Annotated in this window: 22 protein-coding genes; 14 read left to right on the plus strand and 8 right to left on the minus strand. The window is 71.2% G+C overall.

Features of this window, described 5'->3' with window-relative positions; all coding sequences use genetic code 11:
• Positions 1-73 precede the first annotated feature (73 nt).
• Genes ftsH through folK form a run of 5 tightly spaced genes read left to right on the plus strand, consistent with a single transcriptional unit; the run spans position 74 to position 4,683 of the window.
• Complete coding sequence (ftsH, locus tag CCN37_RS28800) at positions 74-2,365, plus strand: ATP-dependent zinc metalloprotease FtsH (RefSeq protein ID WP_086826874.1); 2,292 nt, start codon at positions 74-76, stop codon at positions 2,363-2,365.
• Positions 2,362-2,976 (plus strand): GTP cyclohydrolase I FolE, encoded by a 615-nt coding sequence (gene folE, locus CCN37_RS28805; RefSeq protein WP_086826872.1) that lies wholly within the window; start codon positions 2,362-2,364, stop codon positions 2,974-2,976. The genes ftsH and folE overlap by 4 nt, the downstream gene beginning before the upstream one ends.
• Positions 2,976-3,824 carry a dihydropteroate synthase gene (folP, locus tag CCN37_RS28810; protein ID WP_086826795.1) on the plus strand — a complete coding sequence of 283 codons (849 nt, stop codon included), beginning with the start codon at positions 2,976-2,978 and terminating at the stop codon, positions 3,822-3,824. The genes folE and folP overlap by 1 nt, the downstream gene beginning before the upstream one ends.
• Entirely contained in the window at positions 3,821-4,201 is a 381-nt protein-coding gene (folB, locus tag CCN37_RS28815) for a dihydroneopterin aldolase (protein WP_086826797.1), read from the plus strand. The genes folP and folB overlap by 4 nt, the downstream gene beginning before the upstream one ends.
• A complete protein-coding gene (gene folK / locus CCN37_RS28820; RefSeq protein WP_086826799.1) occupies positions 4,198-4,683 on the plus strand; it encodes a 2-amino-4-hydroxy-6-hydroxymethyldihydropteridine diphosphokinase in 486 nt (161 codons plus the stop codon). Before folB ends, folK begins: the two co-directional genes overlap by 4 nt.
• A 47-nt stretch (positions 4,684-4,730) precedes the next feature.
• On the opposite strand, the gene CCN37_RS28825 is transcribed toward folK, so the two are convergent.
• From CCN37_RS28825 to CCN37_RS28835, 3 genes are read right to left on the minus strand one after another with little or no spacing between them, the layout of a single operon-like run.
• Complete coding sequence (locus CCN37_RS28825) at positions 4,731-5,168, minus strand: cupin domain-containing protein (RefSeq protein ID WP_086826801.1); 438 nt, start codon at positions 5,166-5,168, stop codon at positions 4,731-4,733.
• A complete protein-coding gene (locus CCN37_RS28830) occupies positions 5,165-5,650 on the minus strand; it encodes a YbaK/EbsC family protein (protein WP_086826803.1) in 486 nt (161 codons plus the stop codon). The genes CCN37_RS28825 and CCN37_RS28830 overlap by 4 nt, the downstream gene beginning before the upstream one ends.
• Positions 5,650-5,949 (minus strand): helix-turn-helix transcriptional regulator, encoded by a 300-nt coding sequence (locus CCN37_RS28835; protein ID WP_086826805.1) that lies wholly within the window; start codon positions 5,947-5,949, stop codon positions 5,650-5,652. The genes CCN37_RS28830 and CCN37_RS28835 overlap by 1 nt, the downstream gene beginning before the upstream one ends.
• A gap of 61 nt (positions 5,950-6,010) precedes the next feature.
• Between CCN37_RS28835 and CCN37_RS28840 the strand changes: the two genes are divergently transcribed.
• Both CCN37_RS28840 and CCN37_RS41110 read left to right on the plus strand, forming a co-directional pair.
• Positions 6,011-6,484, plus strand: a complete 474-nt coding sequence (locus tag CCN37_RS28840; protein ID WP_086826808.1) for a DUF3180 domain-containing protein — start codon at positions 6,011-6,013, stop codon at positions 6,482-6,484.
• 99 nt (positions 6,485-6,583) lie between these two features.
• Positions 6,584-8,434 carry a DUF6779 domain-containing protein gene (locus CCN37_RS41110; protein ID WP_086826811.1) on the plus strand — a complete coding sequence of 617 codons (1,851 nt, stop codon included), beginning with the start codon at positions 6,584-6,586 and terminating at the stop codon, positions 8,432-8,434.
• Here CCN37_RS41110 and CCN37_RS28850 read toward each other — a convergent pair whose 3' ends face one another.
• Entirely contained in the window at positions 8,435-9,571 is a 1,137-nt protein-coding gene (locus tag CCN37_RS28850; protein WP_086826814.1) for an NADH-quinone oxidoreductase subunit D, read from the minus strand.
• On the minus strand, positions 9,568-10,506 hold the full coding sequence (locus CCN37_RS28855) for an SAM-dependent methyltransferase (protein ID WP_086826817.1): 939 nt from the start codon (positions 10,504-10,506) through the stop codon (positions 9,568-9,570). Before CCN37_RS28855 ends, CCN37_RS28850 begins: the two co-directional genes overlap by 4 nt.
• 85 nt (positions 10,507-10,591) lie before the next feature.
• Between CCN37_RS28855 and CCN37_RS28860 the strand changes: the two genes are divergently transcribed.
• The 5 genes from CCN37_RS28860 (at position 10,592) to CCN37_RS28880 (ending at position 15,018) form a co-directional block, all read left to right on the plus strand.
• Positions 10,592-11,809 (plus strand): PrsW family intramembrane metalloprotease, encoded by a 1,218-nt coding sequence (locus CCN37_RS28860; RefSeq protein ID WP_246843370.1) that lies wholly within the window; start codon positions 10,592-10,594, stop codon positions 11,807-11,809.
• 106 nt (positions 11,810-11,915) lie between these two features.
• Positions 11,916-12,812, plus strand: a complete 897-nt coding sequence (locus CCN37_RS28865) for a Rossmann-like and DUF2520 domain-containing protein (protein ID WP_086826823.1) — start codon at positions 11,916-11,918, stop codon at positions 12,810-12,812.
• A complete protein-coding gene (gene panC / locus CCN37_RS28870; protein ID WP_086826826.1) occupies positions 12,809-13,720 on the plus strand; it encodes a pantoate--beta-alanine ligase in 912 nt (303 codons plus the stop codon). Before CCN37_RS28865 ends, panC begins: the two co-directional genes overlap by 4 nt.
• A 13-nt stretch (positions 13,721-13,733) precedes the next feature.
• Positions 13,734-14,219, plus strand: a complete 486-nt coding sequence (panD, locus tag CCN37_RS28875) for an aspartate 1-decarboxylase (protein ID WP_086826828.1) — start codon at positions 13,734-13,736, stop codon at positions 14,217-14,219.
• A gap of 13 nt (positions 14,220-14,232) precedes the next feature.
• A complete protein-coding gene (locus tag CCN37_RS28880) occupies positions 14,233-15,018 on the plus strand; it encodes a type III pantothenate kinase (protein WP_086826829.1) in 786 nt (261 codons plus the stop codon).
• On the opposite strand, the gene CCN37_RS28885 is transcribed toward CCN37_RS28880, so the two are convergent.
• Positions 15,019-15,783: a class I SAM-dependent methyltransferase gene (locus CCN37_RS28885; protein ID WP_086826832.1), complete on the minus strand. Its 765-nt coding sequence runs from the start codon at positions 15,781-15,783 to the stop codon at positions 15,019-15,021.
• 113 nt (positions 15,784-15,896) lie between these two features.
• Here CCN37_RS28885 and lysS point away from each other — a divergent pair, with 113 nt between their 5' ends.
• Positions 15,897-17,351: a lysine--tRNA ligase gene (gene lysS, locus CCN37_RS28890; protein WP_086826835.1), complete on the plus strand. Its 1,455-nt coding sequence runs from the start codon at positions 15,897-15,899 to the stop codon at positions 17,349-17,351.
• A 141-nt stretch (positions 17,352-17,492) separates the two neighbouring features.
• Positions 17,493-17,840 (plus strand): Lsr2 family protein, encoded by a 348-nt coding sequence (locus CCN37_RS28895; protein WP_086826837.1) that lies wholly within the window; start codon positions 17,493-17,495, stop codon positions 17,838-17,840.
• 85 nt (positions 17,841-17,925) lie between these two features.
• Here the strand turns inward: CCN37_RS28895 and CCN37_RS28900 are convergent, their stop codons facing one another.
• Together CCN37_RS28900 and CCN37_RS28905 are read right to left on the minus strand one after the other, a co-directional pair.
• The gene (locus tag CCN37_RS28900) at positions 17,926-18,945 is read right to left on the minus strand and encodes an iron-siderophore ABC transporter substrate-binding protein (RefSeq protein ID WP_246843371.1); all 1,020 of its coding nucleotides are present in this window, start codon (positions 18,943-18,945) and stop codon (positions 17,926-17,928) included.
• Between the two features lie 147 nt (positions 18,946-19,092).
• Entirely contained in the window at positions 19,093-20,079 is a 987-nt protein-coding gene (locus tag CCN37_RS28905; RefSeq protein WP_246843372.1) for an ABC transporter substrate-binding protein, read from the minus strand.
• Positions 20,080-20,108 lie beyond the last annotated feature (29 nt).

Genomic DNA, 20,108 nt, shown 5'->3' on the forward strand with positions numbered 1-20,108 from the left:
CCGCGGGGTTGGGGGAGCGCGGGGGAACCCTCGGCGGCCCTCGCCCGTTGCCTGGGGAGACCGGTGCGCCCGGATCGCCCCGCGCCGTGCTTCGGAGCGGGAGCGGGCTCGGGCGGTACGCTGGTCGGACGACGGTCGCCGGACGAAAGCCGGANNCACCTCCCGCGCCCTGGAACAGCTCAACAACGGCAACGTCAAGAGCGCGATCCTCCAGGACAAGGAACAGCGGCTCAAACTCGATCTGAACAACCCGGTCGACGGCAACAAGACCCGGCTGATCACGCAGTTCCCCTCGGGGGGCTCCGGTCAGCTGGTCCAGACGCTGATCAACGCCAAGAACATGTCCGGCGGCTGGAAGACCGAGGTCACCCAGGAGTCGCTGCTGGTAACGGCGCTGCTCTACCTGATACCGGTCGGCCTCGTCCTCGTCCTGCTGATGTGGATGATGAACAACTCGCAGGGCGGTGGCAGCCGGGTCTTGAACTTCGGCAAGTCCAAGGCCAAGCAGTTGTCCAAGGACATGCCGAAGACCACCTTCGCCGACGTGGCCGGTGCCAACGAGGCGGTGGAGGAGCTCTACGAGATCAAGGACTTCCTCCAGAACCCCGGCCGCTACCAGGCGCTCGGCGCCAAGATCCCCAAGGGCGTGCTGCTCTACGGGCCGCCGGGAACCGGTAAGACGCTGCTCGCCAGGGCCGTCGCCGGTGAGGCCGGGGTGCCGTTCTACTCGATCTCCGGCTCGGACTTCGTCGAGATGTTCGTCGGCGTCGGCGCCTCCCGGGTGCGCGACCTGTTCGAGCAGGCCAAGCAGAACGCCCCGTGCATCATCTTCGTCGACGAGATCGACGCGGTCGGCCGCCACCGCGGCGCCGGCCTCGGCGGTGGGCACGACGAGCGCGAGCAGACCCTCAACCAGCTGCTGGTCGAGATGGACGGCTTCGACTCGCGCGGCGGCATCATCCTGATCGCGGCGACCAACCGGCCGGACATCCTGGACCCGGCGCTGCTGCGCCCGGGCCGCTTCGACCGGCAGATCCCCGTCGCCGCGCCCGACCTCGCCGGCCGCAAGGCGATCCTGCGGGTGCACTCCAAGAGCAAGCCGCTCGACCCGGACGCGGACCTGGACTCGCTGGCCAAGCGCACCGTAGGCTTCTCGGGCGCTGACCTGGCCAACGTGCTCAACGAGGCCGCGCTGCTCACCGCGCGGCACAACGGCCAGCTCATCACGGCCGAGGCCCTCGAGGAGTCGGTGGACCGCGTCGTCGGCGGTCCGGCCCGCAAGAGCCGGATGATCTCCGAGAAGGAGAAGAAGGTCGCGGCCTACCACGAGGCGGGCCACGCGCTCGCGGCGTGGGCCATGCCCGACCTGGAGCCGGTCTACAAGGTCACGATCATGCCGCGCGGTCGCACCGGCGGGCACGCGCTGGTGGTGCCCGAGGACGACAAGGAGCTGATGACCCGCTCCGAGATGATCGCGAGGCTGGTGTTCGCGATGGGCGGGCGCTCGGCGGAGGAGCTGATCTTCCACGAGCCCACCACCGGCGCCTCCAGCGACATCGAGCAGGCCACCAAGATCGCCCGCGCGATGGTCACCGAGTACGGCATGAGCGCCAAGCTCGGCGCCGTGAAGTACGGGACCAACCAGGGCGAGCCGTTCCTCGGCAGGCAGATGGGCCACCAGCCGGACTACTCGCTGGAGGTCGCGCACGAGATCGACGAGGAGGTGCGCAAGCTCATCGAGGTCGCGCACACCGAGGCCTGGGAGATCCTGTCCCAGTACCGCGAGGTCCTCGACTCGCTCGTGGTCGAACTGCTCGACAAGGAGACGTTGCAGCGCAAGGACCTGGAGCGCGTCTTCGCCACGGTGGAGAAGCGGCCGAGGATCACCGCGTTCAACGACTTCGGCGGGCGCACGCCCTCGGACAAGCCGCCCATCAAGACCAAGGGCGAGTTGGCCATCGAGCGCGGCGAGCCGTGGCCCCCGGTCGTCGAGGAGCCCGAGCCCACCCCGGTCGGCACCGCCCCCGGCGGCAACGACCTGCCCGGCGGTCCGCCGCACGGCAGCGGGGAGACGCCCGGCCCCAACGGCAGCGGTCCGCAGCAGCCGCACCCGCCCGCGTGGCAGGCGCAGCAGGACGCCGAGCAGGTCGCTCCCGCCCAGCCGCACGCGCCGGGACCGCCCTACTACGGGGCACCTCCCGGCTGGACCCCGGCGACCGCCCCCGGCGGCCCGGCGGCGACGTGGAGCGGGCAGCAGCAGCCGCCGAGCACCGAGCGCCCGACCGAGCAGCAGCAGCAGCAGCCGGAGGCGCAGAAAGAGGTGCAGCGCTCGATCGACGCCGACTCCCAGGACGGCAAGCGCTGAACGGCAACGACACCGACGGCACACGCGGCCTCGGCGGGCACCAGGTCTTCGACCGGGAGCGCGCCGAGGCCGCTGTCCGCGAACTGCTCGCCGCGGTGGGGGAGGACCCCACCCGCGAGGGGCTGAGGGACACCCCGGCCCGGGTCGCGCGGGCCTACGAGGAACTGTTCGCCGGGCTGCGCGCGAACCCGGACGAGGTGCTCGACAAGACCTTCGACGAGAGCCACGAGGAGCTCGTCCTGGTCACCGACATCCCGATGTACTCCACCTGCGAGCACCACCTGCTGCCCTTCCACGGCGTGGCCCACGTCGGCTACATCCCGAACGCGCGGGGCCAGGTGACCGGGCTGTCCAAGCTCGCGCGGCTGGTCGACCTCTACGCGCGGCGCCCGCAGGTGCAGGAGCGGCTGACCTCGCAGGTGGCCGACGCGCTCGTGCGCAAGCTCAACCCCCGCGGGGTGATCGTGGTGATGCAGGCGGAACATCTCTGCATGGGCATGAGGGGCATCAAGAAGGCCGGTGCGCTGACCACGACCTCCGCCGTGCGCGGGCTGATGCGGGACTCCGCGTCGACCAGGGCCGAGGCCATCGCGCTGATCAAGGCCCGGTGATGGTCCACTCCGCTCTGCCCAGCACCGGCCGGTGCGCCGTGATGGGCATCCTCAACGTCACGCCCGACTCGTTCTCCGACGGCGGGCGCTACCTCGACCACGACGACGCCGTCGCGCACGGCATCGAGATGTTCCACCGCGGCGCCGACCTGATCGACGTCGGCGGCGAGTCCACCCGGCCCGGCGCGCAGCGCGTCGCCCCCGCCGTCGAGGCCGCCCGCGTGGTCCCGGTGATCCGCGACCTCACCTCGCACGGCGTGCGGACCAGCGTGGACACCATGCGCGGCGAGGTCGCCGTCGCGGCGCTGGAGGCCGGTGCCACCGTGGTCAACGACGTCTCGGGCGGCTTGGCCGACGAGCGGATGGCGCACGTGGTGGCCGATGCTGGCTGCCCGTGGATCTTGATGCACTGGCGCGGTCACAGCACCGAGATGGACCTGCTCGCCAGTTACACCGACGTCGTCTCCGACGTGGCCGCCGAACTCACCGCGCGCGTCGAGGTGGCCGTCGCCGCCGGGGTCGCCGAGGACGCGATCGTGCTCGACCCCGGGCTCGGGTTCGCGAAGAGCCGCAGGCAGGACTGGGAACTGCTGCGCAGGCTGGACGAACTGGTGAAGCTGGGCTTCCCGCTGCTCGTCGGGGCTTCGCGCAAGCGGTTCCTCGGCGCGCTGCTCGCCGACGCTGACGGGGCGCCGCGCCCACCCGACGGCAGGGAGTTCGCCACCGCCGCGATCACCGCGCTGGCGGCCTCTTCCGGCGCGTGGGGCGTGCGGGTGCACGATGTTGCTGGGTCGTTGGACGCGGTGGCGGTGGCGACCGCGTGGGCGCGAGGCTGGGAGGACCGATGACGGACCGGATCACGCTGACGGGGCTGCGGGTGCGCGGCCACCACGGCGTCTTCGACCACGAGAAGCGCGACGGCCAGGACTTCGTCGTCGACATCACCGTCTGGATCGACCTCGACCGCGCCGCCGAGACCGACGACCTCCGGCACACGCTGCACTACGGCGTCCTCGCCGAGCGCGCCGCGGAGATCGTCGGCGGCAAGCCCTGCGACCTCATCGAGACCGTCGCCGGCCGCGTCGCCGACGACGTGATGATGGACGAGCGCGCGCACGCCACCGAGGTGACGATCCACAAGCCCAACGCGCCGATCCCGTTGGAGTTCACCGATGTCGCCGTGACCGTTCGGCGTTCTCGGCGGAAGGGACGCGCGTCCGAGTGAGCAGGGCTGTGCTGTCGTTGGGCTCGAACATGGGGGACCGCTTGGCGTTCCTCCAGGCCGCCGTCGACGGTTTCCGGCCCGAGCTGGTCGCCGTGTCGTCGGTCTACGAAACGGCTCCGTGGGGCGGGGTCGAGCAGGAGGACTTCCTCAACGCGGTGCTCGTCGTCGAGGCCGAGGACGCCGACGAGTGGTACTGGCTGCGCCGCGGTCAGGACCTGGAGGAGCAGGCCGGGCGGGAACGCCTCGTGCGGTGGGGCCCTCGGGTGCTCGATGTGGACGTGGTCGCCGTCGACGACATCGCCTCCGACCACCCCGAACTCCTGCTGCCGCACCCCGGGACACCGGATCGCGCCACCGTGCTGCTGCCGTGGCTCGACGTCGAGCCCGACGCGGTGCTGCCCGGCCACGGCCCCGTGCGCGACCTCCTCGCCCGCCTCTCCACCAACGGCGTCCAACGCCGCGACGACCTCGCCCTCACCTAGCCCTCACCAGCTAAAATGGGCCCGTGCACCCCACCGCCCCGCTCCTCTCATCGCGCGTGGCCGAGGTCTAGACCCTCCCGTTTCGTACTCCTAGCGGGAATTGGGAGCGCTCTCTTTCCCGGGTTGAGTACGAAACGGGTTTTGTCGAGCTCGACCATGAGGACGACGGTGCGGGTCGGGGCGATGGGGCGGTGCATGACGTTCTTGGGCACCGTGAAGGCTTGGCCGGGGCCCAGTTCGGCGTCCGGGCGGCCCTCGACCTCGATGATCAGCCGTCCTTCGACGACGTAGAAGAACTCGTCCTCGTTGTCGTGCTTGTGCCAGTGGAACTCGCCTTCGAGCACGCCGAGGCGGACGACGGAGTCGTTGACGGCGCACAGGGTCTGGTTGTGCCACTGCTCGGTGACGGCGGCGGCGACCTGGCCGACGTCGATGCGCTCCAGGTGGGCGAAGCGCGCTTCGGTGGTGATCGAGTACTCGGTCACGGGGTGCTCCCCGCTTCGGCGATGCGTTCGAACCGTGGCCGGGTGATCGCGACGTAGTCGTTGGCAGACAAGGCGATCGAGCGGTCCAGGCGGGCGGCGTTGAAGTACAGCTCGTCCTGCTCGACCAGTGCGGGATCGACGATGAGTTCGAGGTCGGGGTGCCAGGTGAAGGGCAGGATGGTGCCGCTGGCGCTGCCCGCGAGGGCCTCGGCGACGTCCTGCGGGGCGAACGCGGCGTAGCTGCCGCCGAGCAGGTGCTTGAGCCCGGCCAGGTCGACCCTGCGATCGCCGGGCACCACGGCGAGCACGTGGCGCCTGGCCCTCTTACCGATCTTGACCATCACGACGACGCACTTGGCGGCCTGGGCGAGCGCGTTCCCGCGAAGTTCGCTGACGAGGTCGGTGCGGCCCTCGGGCGCGTGGTCGAGGACGCGGTAGTTGGCGCCCTCGGCGTCGAGGAGGTCGATGAGCTTGTCGTACATCACAGGTCCTTCATGGCTTCGCGGACTTCCTCGATGCGCTCCTCGTTGCGCCGGTAGAAGACCCACTGCTTGATCCGCGTGCCGACGATGAGGTCGGCGGCGGCCAGGACCTTGAGGTGCTCGCCCGCGCTCGGCTGGCTCATGCCGAGCTTCTCGGCGATGTAGAGCGCGCACACGCCGTCGCGTTCGAGGTCCCCGTCCACCTGGGGCGGGAAGTGCCGCGTCGGATCCTTGAGCCAGTCCAGGATCTGCATCCGCCGCTCGTTGGCCAGCGCCTTCAACACGTCGATCGTTGTCACTTAGGCAGTTTGCTTATTAGCTAATTGGCTTGTCAAGGGTGCAGGGGTCAGGATGGGGAGTGTGAGATTCACCAGGCCACGGGATCTGGCGGTCGCGGCGGTGCTGGCGGCGTTGGTGGCCCATCTGCTGCTGGTCGTCGGGTACAACTCGCTGCCCCGCCTGCCCGCCTTCATCGGGCTGACCTTCCTGGTGCTCGGCGGCGTCGAGGTGTGGTTCGGCCTCAGCCTCCGCGCGCGCATCCAGCGCAAGCCGGGAACGGCGCCGGTCGACGCGCTGGTCGCGGCCCGCGCCGTGGCGCTGGCGAAGGCGTCCTCGCTGGCAGGAGCCATCATGGTGGGCGTGTGGGGCGCCGTGCTGCTCTACGTGGCGCCGCGCTTCGCCGATCTTGAAGCGGCGGCGGGCGACACCCTCGCCGCGACCGTCGGACTGGTCAGCTCGGCGGCGTTGGCCGGGGGTGCGCTCTGGCTGGAGCACTGCTGCCGGACCCCCGAGGAACCGGACGATCCGGACAAGATCACCAGGCATCGGCGCTGAGCAGAAAATCTGATGTGGATCACAACGTGCCTGCACCGAGACGGGAATGAGCCCGCCGATGAGGTCTCGGTCGGATAACCGCCAGGTACCGTAGAGCCCATGACCGGCCGCAGCGACTCGCCCGAGCGCAGCACAGGCCGTGGCATGGGCCTGGCGTTGGTCGTCGCAGTGCTGTCCTTCGCCGTGGTCGCCGCGGCCGTGTTGGTGTTCAGCGACTCCTCGCGTTGGCTGCGCCTCGCCGTGGTCGCCGCGCTCTGGGCGGCCCTGCTCGCCGCCTTCGCCGCCGCCCGCTACCGCAACCAGGCCGTGGAGCGCGAAGAGCGCGAGGACGAGCTGCAGCGGGTCTACGAGCTGGAGCTGGAGCGCGAGTGCGCCGCCCGCCGCGAGTACGAGCTGGAGGTCGAGGCCGAGACCCGGCGCCAGCTGGAGGACGACTCCCGCAGCGAGCTGGACGACCTCCGCAGTGAGCTGCGCACGCTGCGCGAGAACCTGGAGGCGCTGCTCGGCGGCGAGGTCCTGGTGGAGCGGGTGGCGCTGCGCGCTGAGGCGACGCGGATGCGCGCGCTGGACCAGGCCCGCCTGGTGGCCATCGCCGACAGCCGCGAGAGCCGCATCATCACGACCACCGAGGAGCACCGCCGCAAGCTCGCGCCCGCCCAGGCGCAGGTGCGGCAGCAGCCGGTCCGCGCGGACGCCGCGCACACGCAGGTGATGGCCAAGGACAGCGCGCGCCGCGTCGAGTCCGGTCGCCCGCAGCCCGTGCGCAACGAGCCGTCCCGCCCGCAGCGCCCGCAGCCCGCTCAGCGCCCCGAGCCGACGCGGTCCATGCCGCAACGGCGCGACCACCAGATGCAGCCCGCCGCGGCCATGCCCGAGGTCGTCGACGCCTGGCCCGTCACCCGCCCGCAGAAGCCCGCCGCCGCGACGACCGTGGTGCCGCCGGTGACCGCCGTGGAGACCACCGAGGTCCACGAGCGCACGCCCGCTCAGCCGCCGCAGCGCCCGCGTGACTCGGGCCGCATGGCCGCACCCGCTCAGCCGCCGCAGGGTCCGCGTGACTCCGGGCGCATGGCCGCGCCCGCTCAGCAGCCGCCGCAGGGTCCACGTGACTCGGGCCGCATGGCCGCGCCAACCCCGACACCAGCGCCCGCTCCAGCTCCTCAGGCAGCAGCTCCGGCGACACCCACGCCAGCACCGGCTCCGGCGCCCGCTCCGACGCCGTCCGCACGGCCGCAGCGCCCGGAGCCCCAGGTGGTCAGCCGCCCGCCGGTGCGCGAGCCTCAGGTCGTCAACCGCGCGCCCGAACGCGCCCCGGAGCCGGAGACCAAGCCGGAACCGCGCCCCGAGCCCGAGGTCCGTCGCGCTGAGCCCGAGGCGCACAAGACCGATGTCGTGCGCCGGTCCGAGCCGCCGCGCCGCCCGGAGCCCGAGGTGCACGCCGAGCCCGAGGCGTCGGCGCTGTCCTCGTTGTCGGAGTCGTTCTCCCCACCCGAGCCCGAGCCGGAGCCCGCACCCGTGCCGGAGCCGGAGCCGTACGTCGAGCCCGTGCGCTCCTCCGGTCGCAGGCACCGGGGCGACGCCGAGCCGAGCTGGATGGACAAGCTCGCCGCGACCAAGCGCGAAGCCCTCACACCGCCTTCGGCCCCGGCACCGGCGCCGCCGCCTCCGCCGAAGGTCGACGTGAACGCGGAGTGGGCCACGCAGGACGACCCGCCTCCGCGCCGCGACACCTCGTCGTCCACTGGACGTCGTCGTCGTCCCGAGGGTGTCGCCCCGTCCTGGGACTCCACCGGCGCGTGGAACCCGGAACTGTCCGACGCCGAGCCCGCCAAGCCTGCGCCCGCCTCCGGCCACCACGGCTCAGGAACTGGGCTCTCCGTCAGCGACCTGCTCGCCGCCAACGGCGTGAACGACACCCCGCGCCGACGCCGCCGCCGGGCCGACGACTAGTCACTTGTCGATGTCGCCCACGACCAGGGCAAAGGAACCGAGGACGGCGGGGAGATCGGCCACTTCGGTTCCTGGGAGAAGCGACGCCAGGGCTTGGACGTTGTTGAACGACGGGGTGCGCAGCTTCAGCCGCCACGGGGTCTTCTCGCCGCGTGAGGCCAGGTAGACGCCGCTGACGCCGAGCGGGGCTTCGAGCCAGGTGTAGACCGAGCCCTCGGGGGCCTTGACGGCCTTGGGCAGCCGCACGTTCACCGGGCCGCCGGGCAGGCGGTCCAGGCATTCGCGGGCCAAGCGGATGGACTGCGCGATCTCACCGGCCATGCACTCGACGCGGGCCAGGGCGTCGCCGGTGGTGCCGAGCACGGGCTCGACGGTGAGTTCCCCGTAGGCGCAGCTCGGGTCGTCGCGGCGGAGGTCGATGTCCACCCCGCTCGCCCGCGCGGCCGGGCCGGTGACGCCGAGTTCGAGGACGTCGTCGCCGGAGAGCACGCCGATTCCCGTGTGGCGAGCGCGAAAACCGGCTTCGTCCACAGTGGACTGACGGATGGCCGCCAGGTCCACAGTGGACAGTGCGGTGGCGACGCGGGCGGTCCAGCCTGCGGGCACGTCCTCGCGCAGGCCGCCGATTCTCGTTGCCATGAAGTGGATTCGCCCGCCGGTCGCCTCCTCCATGACCGACTGGACGGCGTGCATGCCCTGCTGCGCGGCGGTGGTGCCCGCCGTCGACGAGCCGTCCGGAGTGCGGGTGAGCGGGGCCAGGAACGCGAGGTGCGCGAGCATCCGGTTCAGCTCGCACAACAGGGTGCGCAGCCACAAAGCCCTTGGGGGAACGTCCATCCCGGTCATCCGCTCCACGGCGAGCGCGAGCGTGACCTCGTTGCAGAACGCGGCGAGCCAGTCGTGCCGGTTGGCCAGCGCGAGGGCCTGGCGGTAGTCGCGCACCTCGAAGAGCTTCTCCGCGCCCCGGTGCAGGTGGCCGACCAGGGGCTCCGCCTCGGTCACGACCGTGCCCTCCAAGCGCAGCCGCAGCCGGTACGCGCCGTGCGCCGCCGGGTGCAGCGGGCCGAGGTCGATCACGCGGTCGACTCCGAGGTAAGCCGCGCCCGCGCCGACCCCGATCGTTTCCTGCCTGCTCACGGGCCAATGCTTCCATGCAGCAGCCAGTGGAATCCGCCTAGCCCCATCGGGTCGGTCAGCTCGGCGATCCGGCCAGCTCGGGCGGCTTCCTCCAGCCAGCGCAGCGGATCTGTCGCGGCGAGCCCGGACGCGGGCGCGGCGGCGGAGACGCCGAGGGCGGCGAGCGCGGTGGCCTGCGAGGTGATCACTCCGCCCCCGGCCGCGGCGGCGCACGAGTCCATGGCGACGTGCGCGGTCAGGTCGCGACTGCCGTCCGGGACCGGCAGAACTTGGCGCCCGCCCAGGTAGCCGGTCAGCGTGCCGAAGCGGGGCCGCCGCGCTCGGAGGTGCCCGTAGTCGACTGCCAGCGCCGCGCCCGCGCGCACCCGCCCGACCGCGTCAGCCCACGCGACGTCCCTGGGCAGGCCGACCTCGGCTCGCTCCACGAACGGCCACCACCGGTGCAGCCACTCCAACGCGGGACCCGTGACGGGCGGCCCGACGGACTCGGCGCCGTGGTCGTCGACGTGCACGGCGCGGATCTGTCCACTGTGGACTTCAACGATCTGGCACGGGATCGAGTCCAGCCACTCGTGGCCGACGAGCAAGCCCACGACCTGCTCGGGGAGGTCGCGGCGCACGCGCACCCCGGCGGGAACGGCGGGCGGGTCGAACTCCACGGCGGTCACGCACAGGCGCCGCCGCAGCGCGGGCGGGGCGAGGTCGTGCACGGCGGCGGACAGCTCGCCGCCGCCCGCGCCGACGTCGACGAAGTCCAGCGAAGCGGGGCGGCCGAGCGCGAAGTCCACCCGGGAGAGCAGTTCGAGCAGCGCCTGCGCGAGTTCGGGCCCGACCAGCGGCGAGGTCCTGAAGTGCGCGGACGGGCGCTCGCCCCGGGCGAAGAAGCCGCCGGGGGAGTACAGCGCCGCCTGCCACGCCTGCCGCCAGTCCCGCACGGAACGGGCACCCTACCGAGCCCGGCGGGTGCGACCGGCACGTCCGTTCCGAGCGGTATGGGGCGAAACCGTAGGCTCACGCATCGTGACCACGGATGAGCTCCCGGCCCGGCCGGCTCAGCAACGCCGACAGCAGCGCGCCGTCATCGGCTCGGTGATCGGCCTGATCCTCCTCGGCACGTGCGGCCTCGTCCTGCTCGGGATGGCCACCTCGCGCGTCGGCCTGCTGGCCGTGCTGATCGGGGCGGGCACAGCGCTGGTGCCGGTCGGTTTCGTCGTCGGCGCCTTCCTGTGGATCGACCGGTGGGAACCCGAACCGACCCGGCTGCTGCTCGCCGCGTTCCTCTGGGGAGCCTGCGGCGCCACGATCAGCGCGCTGCTCATCAACGACAGCGCCCGCGCGGTCGGCGATCTGCTGCTCGGCCCGTCCGGCGGCGACTTCCTCAGCTCGGTGGTCTCGGCGCCGCTGGTGGAGGAGACGGCCAAGGCGCTGTTCCCGCTCGCGCTGGTGCTGCGGCGCAGGCACGAGTTCGACGGCGTGGTGGACGGCATCGTCTACGCGGGCGTCACCGCAGCCGGGTTCGCCTTCACCGAGAACATCTTCTACTTCGGTCAGGGCTTCGCCCAGGCCGGTTTCGGCAACGCCACCAGCGGTGTGGTCGCCGTGTTCATCCTGCGCGGAGTGCTCTCGCCCTTCGCCCACCCGCTGTTCACCGCGATGACCGGCATCGGGCTCGGCCTCGCGGCCAGCAGCTCGCGCGGTGCCGTTCGGGTTCTGGCGCCACTGCTGGGTTTCCTGCTCGCCATCGGCCTGCACGTGCTGTGGAACGCGGCGGCGACGCTCGGCGGCGGGCTGGACTTCCTCGACGTCTACTTCCTGATCATGGTGCCGATCTTCGCCGGGATGATCTGGCTGGTGGTCTGGCAGCGCCGCCGCGAGCAGCGGATCGTGGTCGACCAGCTGCCCGCGATGGCCGAGGCGGGCTGGATCGCGCCGAGCGAGGTGGCGCTGCTGGCCAGCATGGCGGGCAGGCGCTGGTGGCTCGGCCGGGTCCGGCACCGCGCGGGCGAGGAGGCCGCGCGCGCCGTCGCGGGCTACCAGACGGCGGTCACCGAACTCGCGTTCGTGCGCCACCGCATGCACAACGGCACCTGCGGCGGTAACTCCGACCAGCGGCACGCGGAGCTGCTGGCCACGCTGCACGAGGCACGGGCCGCCGCGGTGAACGCTCCCGGCGCGCTGGGGACAGCGAACAACCGCCCGCCGCGTCGCCGACCCGGACGCCCGCAGAGCACCAGGTGAAGCTGGTCACCAGGGTCGGCGCGGGCCCCCTCCTGGCGGTTAGTCTCGCGCCGCTGTCCGGTACCCGCGGAGGACGTGGGCCTGGAACACCACGAGGAGCAGGACGATGATGTCGGAGCGCCCCGCGCGGCTCGCTGTCGGAGTGATCTCCGCAGGGCGGGTCGGATCGGTGCTCGGCGCCGCCCTCGCCAGGGCAGGCCACATCGTCAACGGCGTCTGCGCGGTGTCCAGCGCTTCCCTCGCCCGCGCCGAGCAGCTGCTGCCCGGAGTCCCGGTGCTCGCGCCCGACGAGGTCGCCCGCAAGGCCGACCTGGTGCTGCTCGCGGTGCCGGACGACGAGCTCGGCGGCCTGGTGCGCGGCCTGGTCGCGACGAACTCCTTGCGAGCAGGGCAGATCGTCGTGCACACGGCGGGCGCGCACGGCGTTGAGGTGCTGCGGCCCGCGACCGAGATCGGCGTGCTGCCGCTGGCCCTGCACCCGGTGATGACCTTCACCGGCCGCGAGGAGGACCTCCAGCGCATGGCCGCCTGCTGCGTCGGGGTCACCGCCGCTGACGAGGACGAGGTCGCCTGGCACGTGGCCGAAGCCCTGGTCGTGGAGATGGGCGCGGAGCCGGTGCGCGTGCCCGAATCGGCCCGCAAGCTCTACCACGCCGCGATCGCGCACGGCGCAAACCACCTGATGACCCTGGTCGCGGAGTGCGCGGACCTGTTGCGGGACGCGGGAATCGGGCCGGCCGAGCGGGTGCTCGCGCCGATCCTGTCCGCCTCGCTGGACAACGCGCTCCGGCTGGGCGACCGCTCGCTCACCGGCCCCGTCGCCCGAGGTGACGCCGGGACCGTGCGCTCCCACGTCACCGTGCTCCGCAGCTCCGCGCCGGAGGCGCTGCCCGCCTACCTGGCGCTTGCCCGGCGCACCGCCGACCGGGCGCAGCGCTCCGGCCTGCTGCGACCCGACGCCGCCGACGCCGTCCGCTCCGAACTCTCCGAGGACCCGCGATGACCACCAGCACGCCGAAGTTCACCCGCGACGAGCTCACGGTGCACACCGATCCCACCGAGCTGGGCAAGGTGACCAGGGCGCTGCGCGGCGTCGGCAGGAAGATCGCGCTGGTGCCCACGATGGGCGCGCTGCACGACGGCCACCTGGAGCTGATCAGGATGGCGCGGCGGCTGCCGAACGCCGTGACCGTCGTGTCCATCTTCGTGAACCCGTTGCAGTTCGGGCCGAACGAGGACCTGGCCAAGTACCCGCGCACGCTGGAGGACGACCTGGCCAAGTGCCGGGAGGCCGGGGTGGAGCTGGTGCTCGCGCCGTCGGCCGAGGCGATCTACGGCGACTCCCCGCAGGTCACGGTGCACCCGGGGCCGCTGGGCGATGAGCTGGAGGGCGCGGTCCGGCCGGGTCACTTCGCGGGCGTGCTCACCGTGGTGGCGAAGCTGTTCAACATCGTGCGCCCGGACCACTCCTTCTTCGGTGAGAAGGACTACCAGCAGCTCGTGCTGATCAAGCGCATGGCGCGCGAGCTGAACTTCGAGACCTCCGTCGTGGGCGTGCCGATCGTCCGCGACCGCGAGGACCACCTGGCGCTGTCCTCCCGCAACCGCTTCCTCTCCGAGGCGGAGCGGGCCAGCGCGCTGGCGCTGCCCAAGGCGCTGTCCGCGGGCACCGACGCCGCGATCGAGGGAGCCGAGCAGGGGGTGGCGGCGGCGCGGGCGGTGCTCGACGCCCACCCCGAGGTGGTCGTTGACTACCTGGAGCTGCGCGGCAAGGACCTCGGCCCGGCTCCCGCCACCGGCGAGGCGAGGCTGCTCGTCGCCGCCAGGGTCGGCGGGACCAGACTCATCGACAACACCCCCGTGCTGCTCGGCGTGCCCGAGGGCGGGGGGACTCCGGAACTCCACGGGTGAGAGGGGTAGCCCCATGTTCCGCACGATGCTCAAATCGAAGATCCACCGCGCCACGGTGACCCAGGCCGACCTGGACTACGTCGGCTCGGTCACGGTGGACGAGGACCTGATGGACGCCGCGGACCTGCTGCCGGGCGAACAGGTGGCGATCGTCGACGTGACCAACGGCGCTCGGCTGGAGACCTACGTGATCCCCGGTGAACGGGGCAGCGGGGTGCTCGGCATCAACGGCGCCGCCGCCCACCTGGTGCACCCGGGCGACCTGGTCATCCTGATCGCCTACGGACTGATGGACGACGTCGAGTCGCGCGCCCACCAGCCGAAGGTGATCTTCGTGGACGCGGCGAACTCCATCGTCGAGCTGGGCACTGACCCGGCCTTCGCGCCCGAGGGCTCCGGCCTGACCAGCGGTGCGGAGACCGAGCCCGAGGCCGAGGGCCCCGCCGCCGAGACGGTGGACGCCGCCCGGCTGGACAAGCTCATCCAGGCAGAGGACTGAGAGGCGGTTCCCCGTGCTGCTCGCCGTTGACGTCGGCAACACCAACATCGTGCTCGGCCTGTACGCGGGCGACGGCGCGGACACCACGCTGCTGCGCGACTGGCGGATGCGCACCGACGCCAGGATGACCGCGGACGAGCTGGCGCTGACCACGCGCGGGCTGCTCGGCGAGCACGCCGACAAGATCACCGGCGTCTCGGCGCTGTCCACCGTGCCGTCGGTGCTGCGCGAGCTGAGGGTGATGCTCGGGCGCTACTGGGGCGAGGTGCCCCGCGTGATCGTCCAGCCCGGCGTGCGCACGGGTGTGCCGCTGCTGGTGGACAACCCCAAGGAGGTCGGGGCCGACCGCGTGATCAACACGCTGGCCGCGCACCACCTCTTCGACACCGCCTGCGTCGTGGTGGACTTCGGCACCTCGACCAACATCGACGTGATCTCCGCGAAGGGCGAGTTCCTCGGCGGGGCCTTCGCGCCCGGCATCGAGATCTCCGTGGACGCCCTCGCCGCGCGCGCCGCCCAGCTGCGCAAGGTGGAGCTGGTCCGGCCGCGCTCGGTGATCGGCAAGAACACCGTGGAGTGCTTGCAGTCCGGCATCCTCTACGGCTTCGCCAGCCAGGTGGACGGCCTGGTGAAGCGGATCGTCGCGGAGCTGGAGGCCACCGACTCCGGCCCGGTCACGGTGATCGCCACCGGCGGGCTCGCGCCGTTGGTGCTGGCGGAGTCCTCGACCATCCAGCACCACGTCTCCGACCTGACGCTGCTCGGCCTGAAGCTGGTCTACGAGCGCAACGCCAAGTAGCTAGAGCTTGCGGACCCGGATCGCGGTCGTGACCAGCGGCAGTTCGAACTCGCCCTCGGCGGTCTCGGGGGTCGCGTCGAGGTAGGCGCGCACCTCGGCGAGGGTTTCCGCGCGCTCGGCCTCGTCCTTGAGCAACGTCACCGAGTGGGTGGCGATGGTCTCGGTGAGCGTGGCCGCGGTCCTGCGGTGCGAGTGCTCGAAGCTCCGCTGGCCGAACGCGGTGAACACGTCGTTCTCCGGGAACAGCTCGGAGCGGTCGTGCTGGTGCTCGGTGTAGCGGACCTTGGTGCCGGTGATGTCGGCGAGCCCGGCCACCCACGGCACGCGGTCGTCGTCGTGGTTCCACAACGCCGCGAGCACGCCGCCGGGCTTGAGCACCCGCGCGATCTCCGGCAGCGCAAGCTCCGGGGTGAACCAGTGGAAGGCCTGCCCGACCAGGACCGCGTCCACCCGCTCGTCGGGCAGCGGGATGTCCTCGGCGGTGCCCTTCAGCGCGGCCAAGCCGGCGAGTCGGTTCAGCAGCTGCTCGCGCATGGCGTCGTCCGGCTCCACGGCGATCACCGCGACCGGCTCCTCCAGCAGGGCCTCGCTCAGCCGACCCGTTCCCGCGGCCAGGTCGAGCACGCGGACCTGCTCGCGGTCGCGCACCGGCTCCAGCGCCCAGCGCACCGCTTCGGCCGGGTAGCCGGGCCGGTGTTCGGCGTACTGGGCGGCGCGCGCTCCGAAGGACAGGGCGCGGCGGGCCTTCGTTGCGGAGTCCTCCATCGGCAGACCGTATCCCGTTCGCCTCGCTGACAGGGGGTTCCGTACCCTTTTCCACCGTGAACTCAAAGCCCCAGCAGCAGCCTGCGACCAGCGAAGACGACCTGCCAGAGCAGATGCGGGTGCGCCGGGAAAAGCGGGAGCGCCTGCTGGAGGCAGGCGTCGACCCGTACCCCGTCGTGCTCGACCGCACGCACAGCCTCGCCGAGATCCGCGCGGCCTACCCGGACCTCGAACCGGACACCTCGACCGGCCTGGTCGTCGGGGTCACCGGCCGCGTGATGTTCGTGCGCAACACCGGCAAGCTCTGCTTCGCGACGCTGCGCGAGGGCGACGGCGTCGAGCTCCAGGCGATGCTCAGCCTCGACCGGGTCGGCGCCGACGCGCTGGCCGCGTGGAAGAGCGACGTCGACCTCGGCGACCACGTGTTCGTCCGCGGTGAGGTGGCCACCTCGCGGCGCGGCGAATTGTCGGTGATGGTCACGGAATGGCAAATGGCGGCGAAGACGCTGCGCCCGCTTCCGGTCGCGCACAAGGAGCTCTCCGAGGAGACCCGGGTGCGCCAGCGTTACGTCGACCTCATCTTGCGCCCGCAGGCCAGGGATACCGTTCGCTTGCGCTCCGGAGTGATGCGATCACTGCGCGAGTCCTTCAACGAGCGCGGATTCCTCGAGGTCGAAACGCCGATGTTGCAGACGCTGCACGGCGGCGCCTCCGCTAGGCCATTCGTCACGCACTCCAATGCCATGGACACCGATCTCTACCTTCGAATCGCGCCCGAGCTGTACCTGAAGAGGTGCGTCGTCGGCGGTATCGAGAAGGTCTTCGAGATCAACCGCAACTTTCGGAACGAGGGCATGGACTCCTCGCACTCGCCGGAGTTCGCGATGCTGGAGGCATACGAGGCCTACGGTTCCTACGACACCATCGGCGTGCTGACCAGGGAGTTGGTCCAAGAAGCGGCGCAGGCCGTATTCGGCACGCAGGTGGCCACGTTGGCCGATGGCACTGAGTACGACCTCTCCGGCGAGTGGACGACAATTACGATGTACGGCTCCCTGTCCGAGGCCCTCGGCGAGGAGATCACTCCGGCCACCTCGGTGGAGCTGCTGCGCAAGCACGCGGAATCGCGCGGTATCTCCACCGACCCCGCGCTCGGCCACGGAAAGCTGGTCGAAGAGCTGTGGGAGCACCTGGTCGGAGACCACCTGCACCTGCCGACCTTTGTGCGTGACTTCCCAACCGAGACCGCGCCGCTGACCCGCCAGCACCGCAGCGTCGCGGGGGTGACCGAGAAGTGGGACCTCTACGTGCGCGGCTTCGAGCTGGCCACCGGGTACTCCGAGCTGGTCGACCCCGTCGTGCAGCGGCAGCGCTTCGAGGACCAGGCCCGCCTCGCGGCGGCCGGTGACGTCGAGGCCATGCGCCTGGATGAGGACTTCTTGCGAGCGCTCGAGTACGGAATGCCACCGAGTGGCGGCATGGGAATGGGCATGGATCGCCTGTTGATGGCCCTGACCGGCCTCGGTATCCGCGAGACGATCCTCTTCCCACTTGTCCGACCTGAATGACGTTCACCACTTTGAGACCGAGCGGCGTCTGCTCTTTTGAACAGAGCTGCGCTAATGTCGCGATCAGTCTCGTTGCCGAGCTGGCGACTGGGGAACGCATCCGGACCGCACACGTCGCCGGATTTCAGGGAAGGAAGACGCATGGCTGAGAAGGTCATCCGGACCTTGGTGGACGACCTCGATGGTTCCGAGGCCGAGGAGACCGTCGAGTTCGCAATCGACGGGGTGTCCTACGAGATCGACCTTTCCGGGGGTAACGCCGGAAAGCTGCGTGACTCGCTCGCCGACTTCATCGCGAGCTCGCGCAAGGTCGGCGGCAAGCGTCGTTCCGCCGGTGGTCGTTCCGGCGCGCGTCCCGGCCGCCCGGCCGCCGCTGACCGCGAGCAGAACCAGGCAATTCGCGAGTGGGCGCGCAAGCGCGGCATGAAGGTCTCCGACCGCGGTCGTATCCCGGCCGACGTGCTGGAGTCCTACCACAACGAAAACTGAGCCAACAGGTTCAGAAGTGCAAAAGAGGACCCCTTCAGCAGCCCCGAACTGCTGAAGGGGTCCTCGCGTTTCGCCAGATCTCGAATCAGCTCTTCGCCGGGTCGACCCCGAATGCCTTGGCCAGGTCGTCCAGGACCGCGTGCGCGCCCTGCAGGCTCACCGAGGCGATCCAGGTGCCGTCCTGGACATCGGTGACCTTGCCCTTGAGCTGCTTCCACAGCGGGTTGGCCAGGTACTTCTCCTTGGCCTTCGCCGAGTCCCCCTTGGCGTCGGGGAAGGCCGAGACGAAGATCGCGTCGGCGTCGGCGTCCAGGATGCGCTCCTCGGCCACGTTCACCGAGATGTCCTTGGCCTTGGAGTCGTCCTGCGAGGCCGGCCGGGCCAGGCCCGCGTCCTTGAGCACGATGCCGACGAAGCTGTTCGGCGTGTAGAGCCGGGTCGGGCCGTTCACGAAGCGCACCACGGAGATCGTCGGGTTCTTGCCCGCCTTGGCGCGGATCGACTCACCCAGCTTGCGGGCGCGCTCCTCGTAGCCCTTGATCTTCTTGTCGGCCAAGTCCTCCTTGCCGAGCGCGGTGCCCAGGAGGCGGATGTTGTCCTTCCAGGTCAGCCCGGTGGTCTGGCTGAACACCGCCGGCTTGCGCGCGGAGAGCTGGCCGTAGAGCTGCTCGTGGCGCACCTTCGCCGAGACGATCAGGTCCGGGTTCAGCGCCAGGGTCTCCTCGACCTTGGGCTGCTCCAGCGATCCGACGGCCTTGGCGTTGCGGCCGTACACCTCAGCTTCGGCCTTGAGGTAGTCCGGGAACTTGTCGCCGGTCAGCGGGAACAGCGTGAACGCGACGACCTCGGTCTCCAGCGCGAAGGCCGCGTCCACGTAGCTGCTGTCCAGCGCGGCGATCTTCTTCGGCGCGGCGGCGATGGTCGTCTCGCCCATCGCGTGCTTGACGGTCCTCGGGAAGCCCGCGCCCGCCTGGCCCGAGGCCGGTGGTGGCGAACTCGGTGCGGCCCCGCCGCAGCCCGCGACCACAGCGGCCACGGTCAGGGCGGCCACTCCGGCGAACGCCCGCCTGGCCAACAGCGCCCTTGTCCTCAACGTCTCCTCCAAGAGTCGTAAGTCCCTTTCACGAATGAGGATAGGGTGCCCTAACTTCTGATGGCGTTCCCCGGGCGCTCCGCAACCACCTCGGAACCGGCGCGTGACCGCCCCCGGGCAGCGGCTCGGGGGCGGTCCACGCGCGGGTCAGCGCTTCTGTCAGCTCTTCGCCGGGTCCACGCCGAAGGACTTGGCGAGGTCGTCCAGGATGATGTGCGCGCCCTGCAGGCTCACCGCGGTCACCCAGGTCAGGTCGTTGACCGCGACCACCTTGGACGCGAGCGGGCGCCACAGCGGATTGGTCTCGAAGCGCTGCTTCGTGCTGGCCGACTGGCCCTTCTCGTCGGGGTAGGTCGCCACGAAGATCTTGTCGGCGTCGGCGTCGCCGATGCGCTCCTCGCTGATCTCGGCGGCGAAGGACTCGGCGGCCTGCGGGGCCGGCCGGGCGAGGCCAGCGTCCTTCATCACGATCCCGGAGAAGCTGGCCTGCTGGTAGAGCCGGGTCGGGCCGTCGACGAAGCGCACGATGGAGATCGTCGGGTTCTTGCCCTCCTTGGCCCTGATCGCGTCGCCGATGCGGCGGGCCCGGTCCTCGTAGGCCTTGATCTTCTTCTCGGCCAGCTCCTCCTTGCCGAGGGCCTTGGCCACCAGGCGGATGTTCTGCTTCCAGGTCGGGCCGGTGGTGTCGCTGAACACCGTCGGCACCTTGGCGCTGAGCTGGCCGTAGATCGCCTCGTGGCGCACCTTGGCCGAGACGATCAGGTCCGGCTTCTGGTTCAGCAGCAGCTCGATCTTGGGCTCGGCCAGCGTGCCGACCGCCTTGGCGCCCGCGCTCAGCCGCTTGCCCTCCTCGCCCAGGTAGTCGGGCACGCGGTCGCCGATCGAGCGGTAACTGGTGAAGGCCACGACCTCGGTCTCCAGCGCGATCACCGCGTCCACGAAGCTCGCGTCCAGCGCGGCGACCCGCTTGGGCGCGGCCTGGATCGCGGTCTCGCCCATGGCGTGCTTGACGGTCCTGGGGAAACCGGCTGCGGGGGCGGCGGAGCCACCGCCCTGCGGGGTGGCGGGGGAGGGGCCGCAGGCGGCAACCGCGGCGGCCACGGCGATGATCGCCAGACTCCGTCTCGCCAACAACGCTCTGGACAAGGTTCCTCCACGGTTCGGTTAGGCTTGCC

It is taken from the genome of Allokutzneria sp. NRRL B-24872 (genome assembly GCF_002155965.1).
Lineage (GTDB): Bacteria > Actinomycetota > Actinomycetes > Mycobacteriales > Pseudonocardiaceae > Allokutzneria.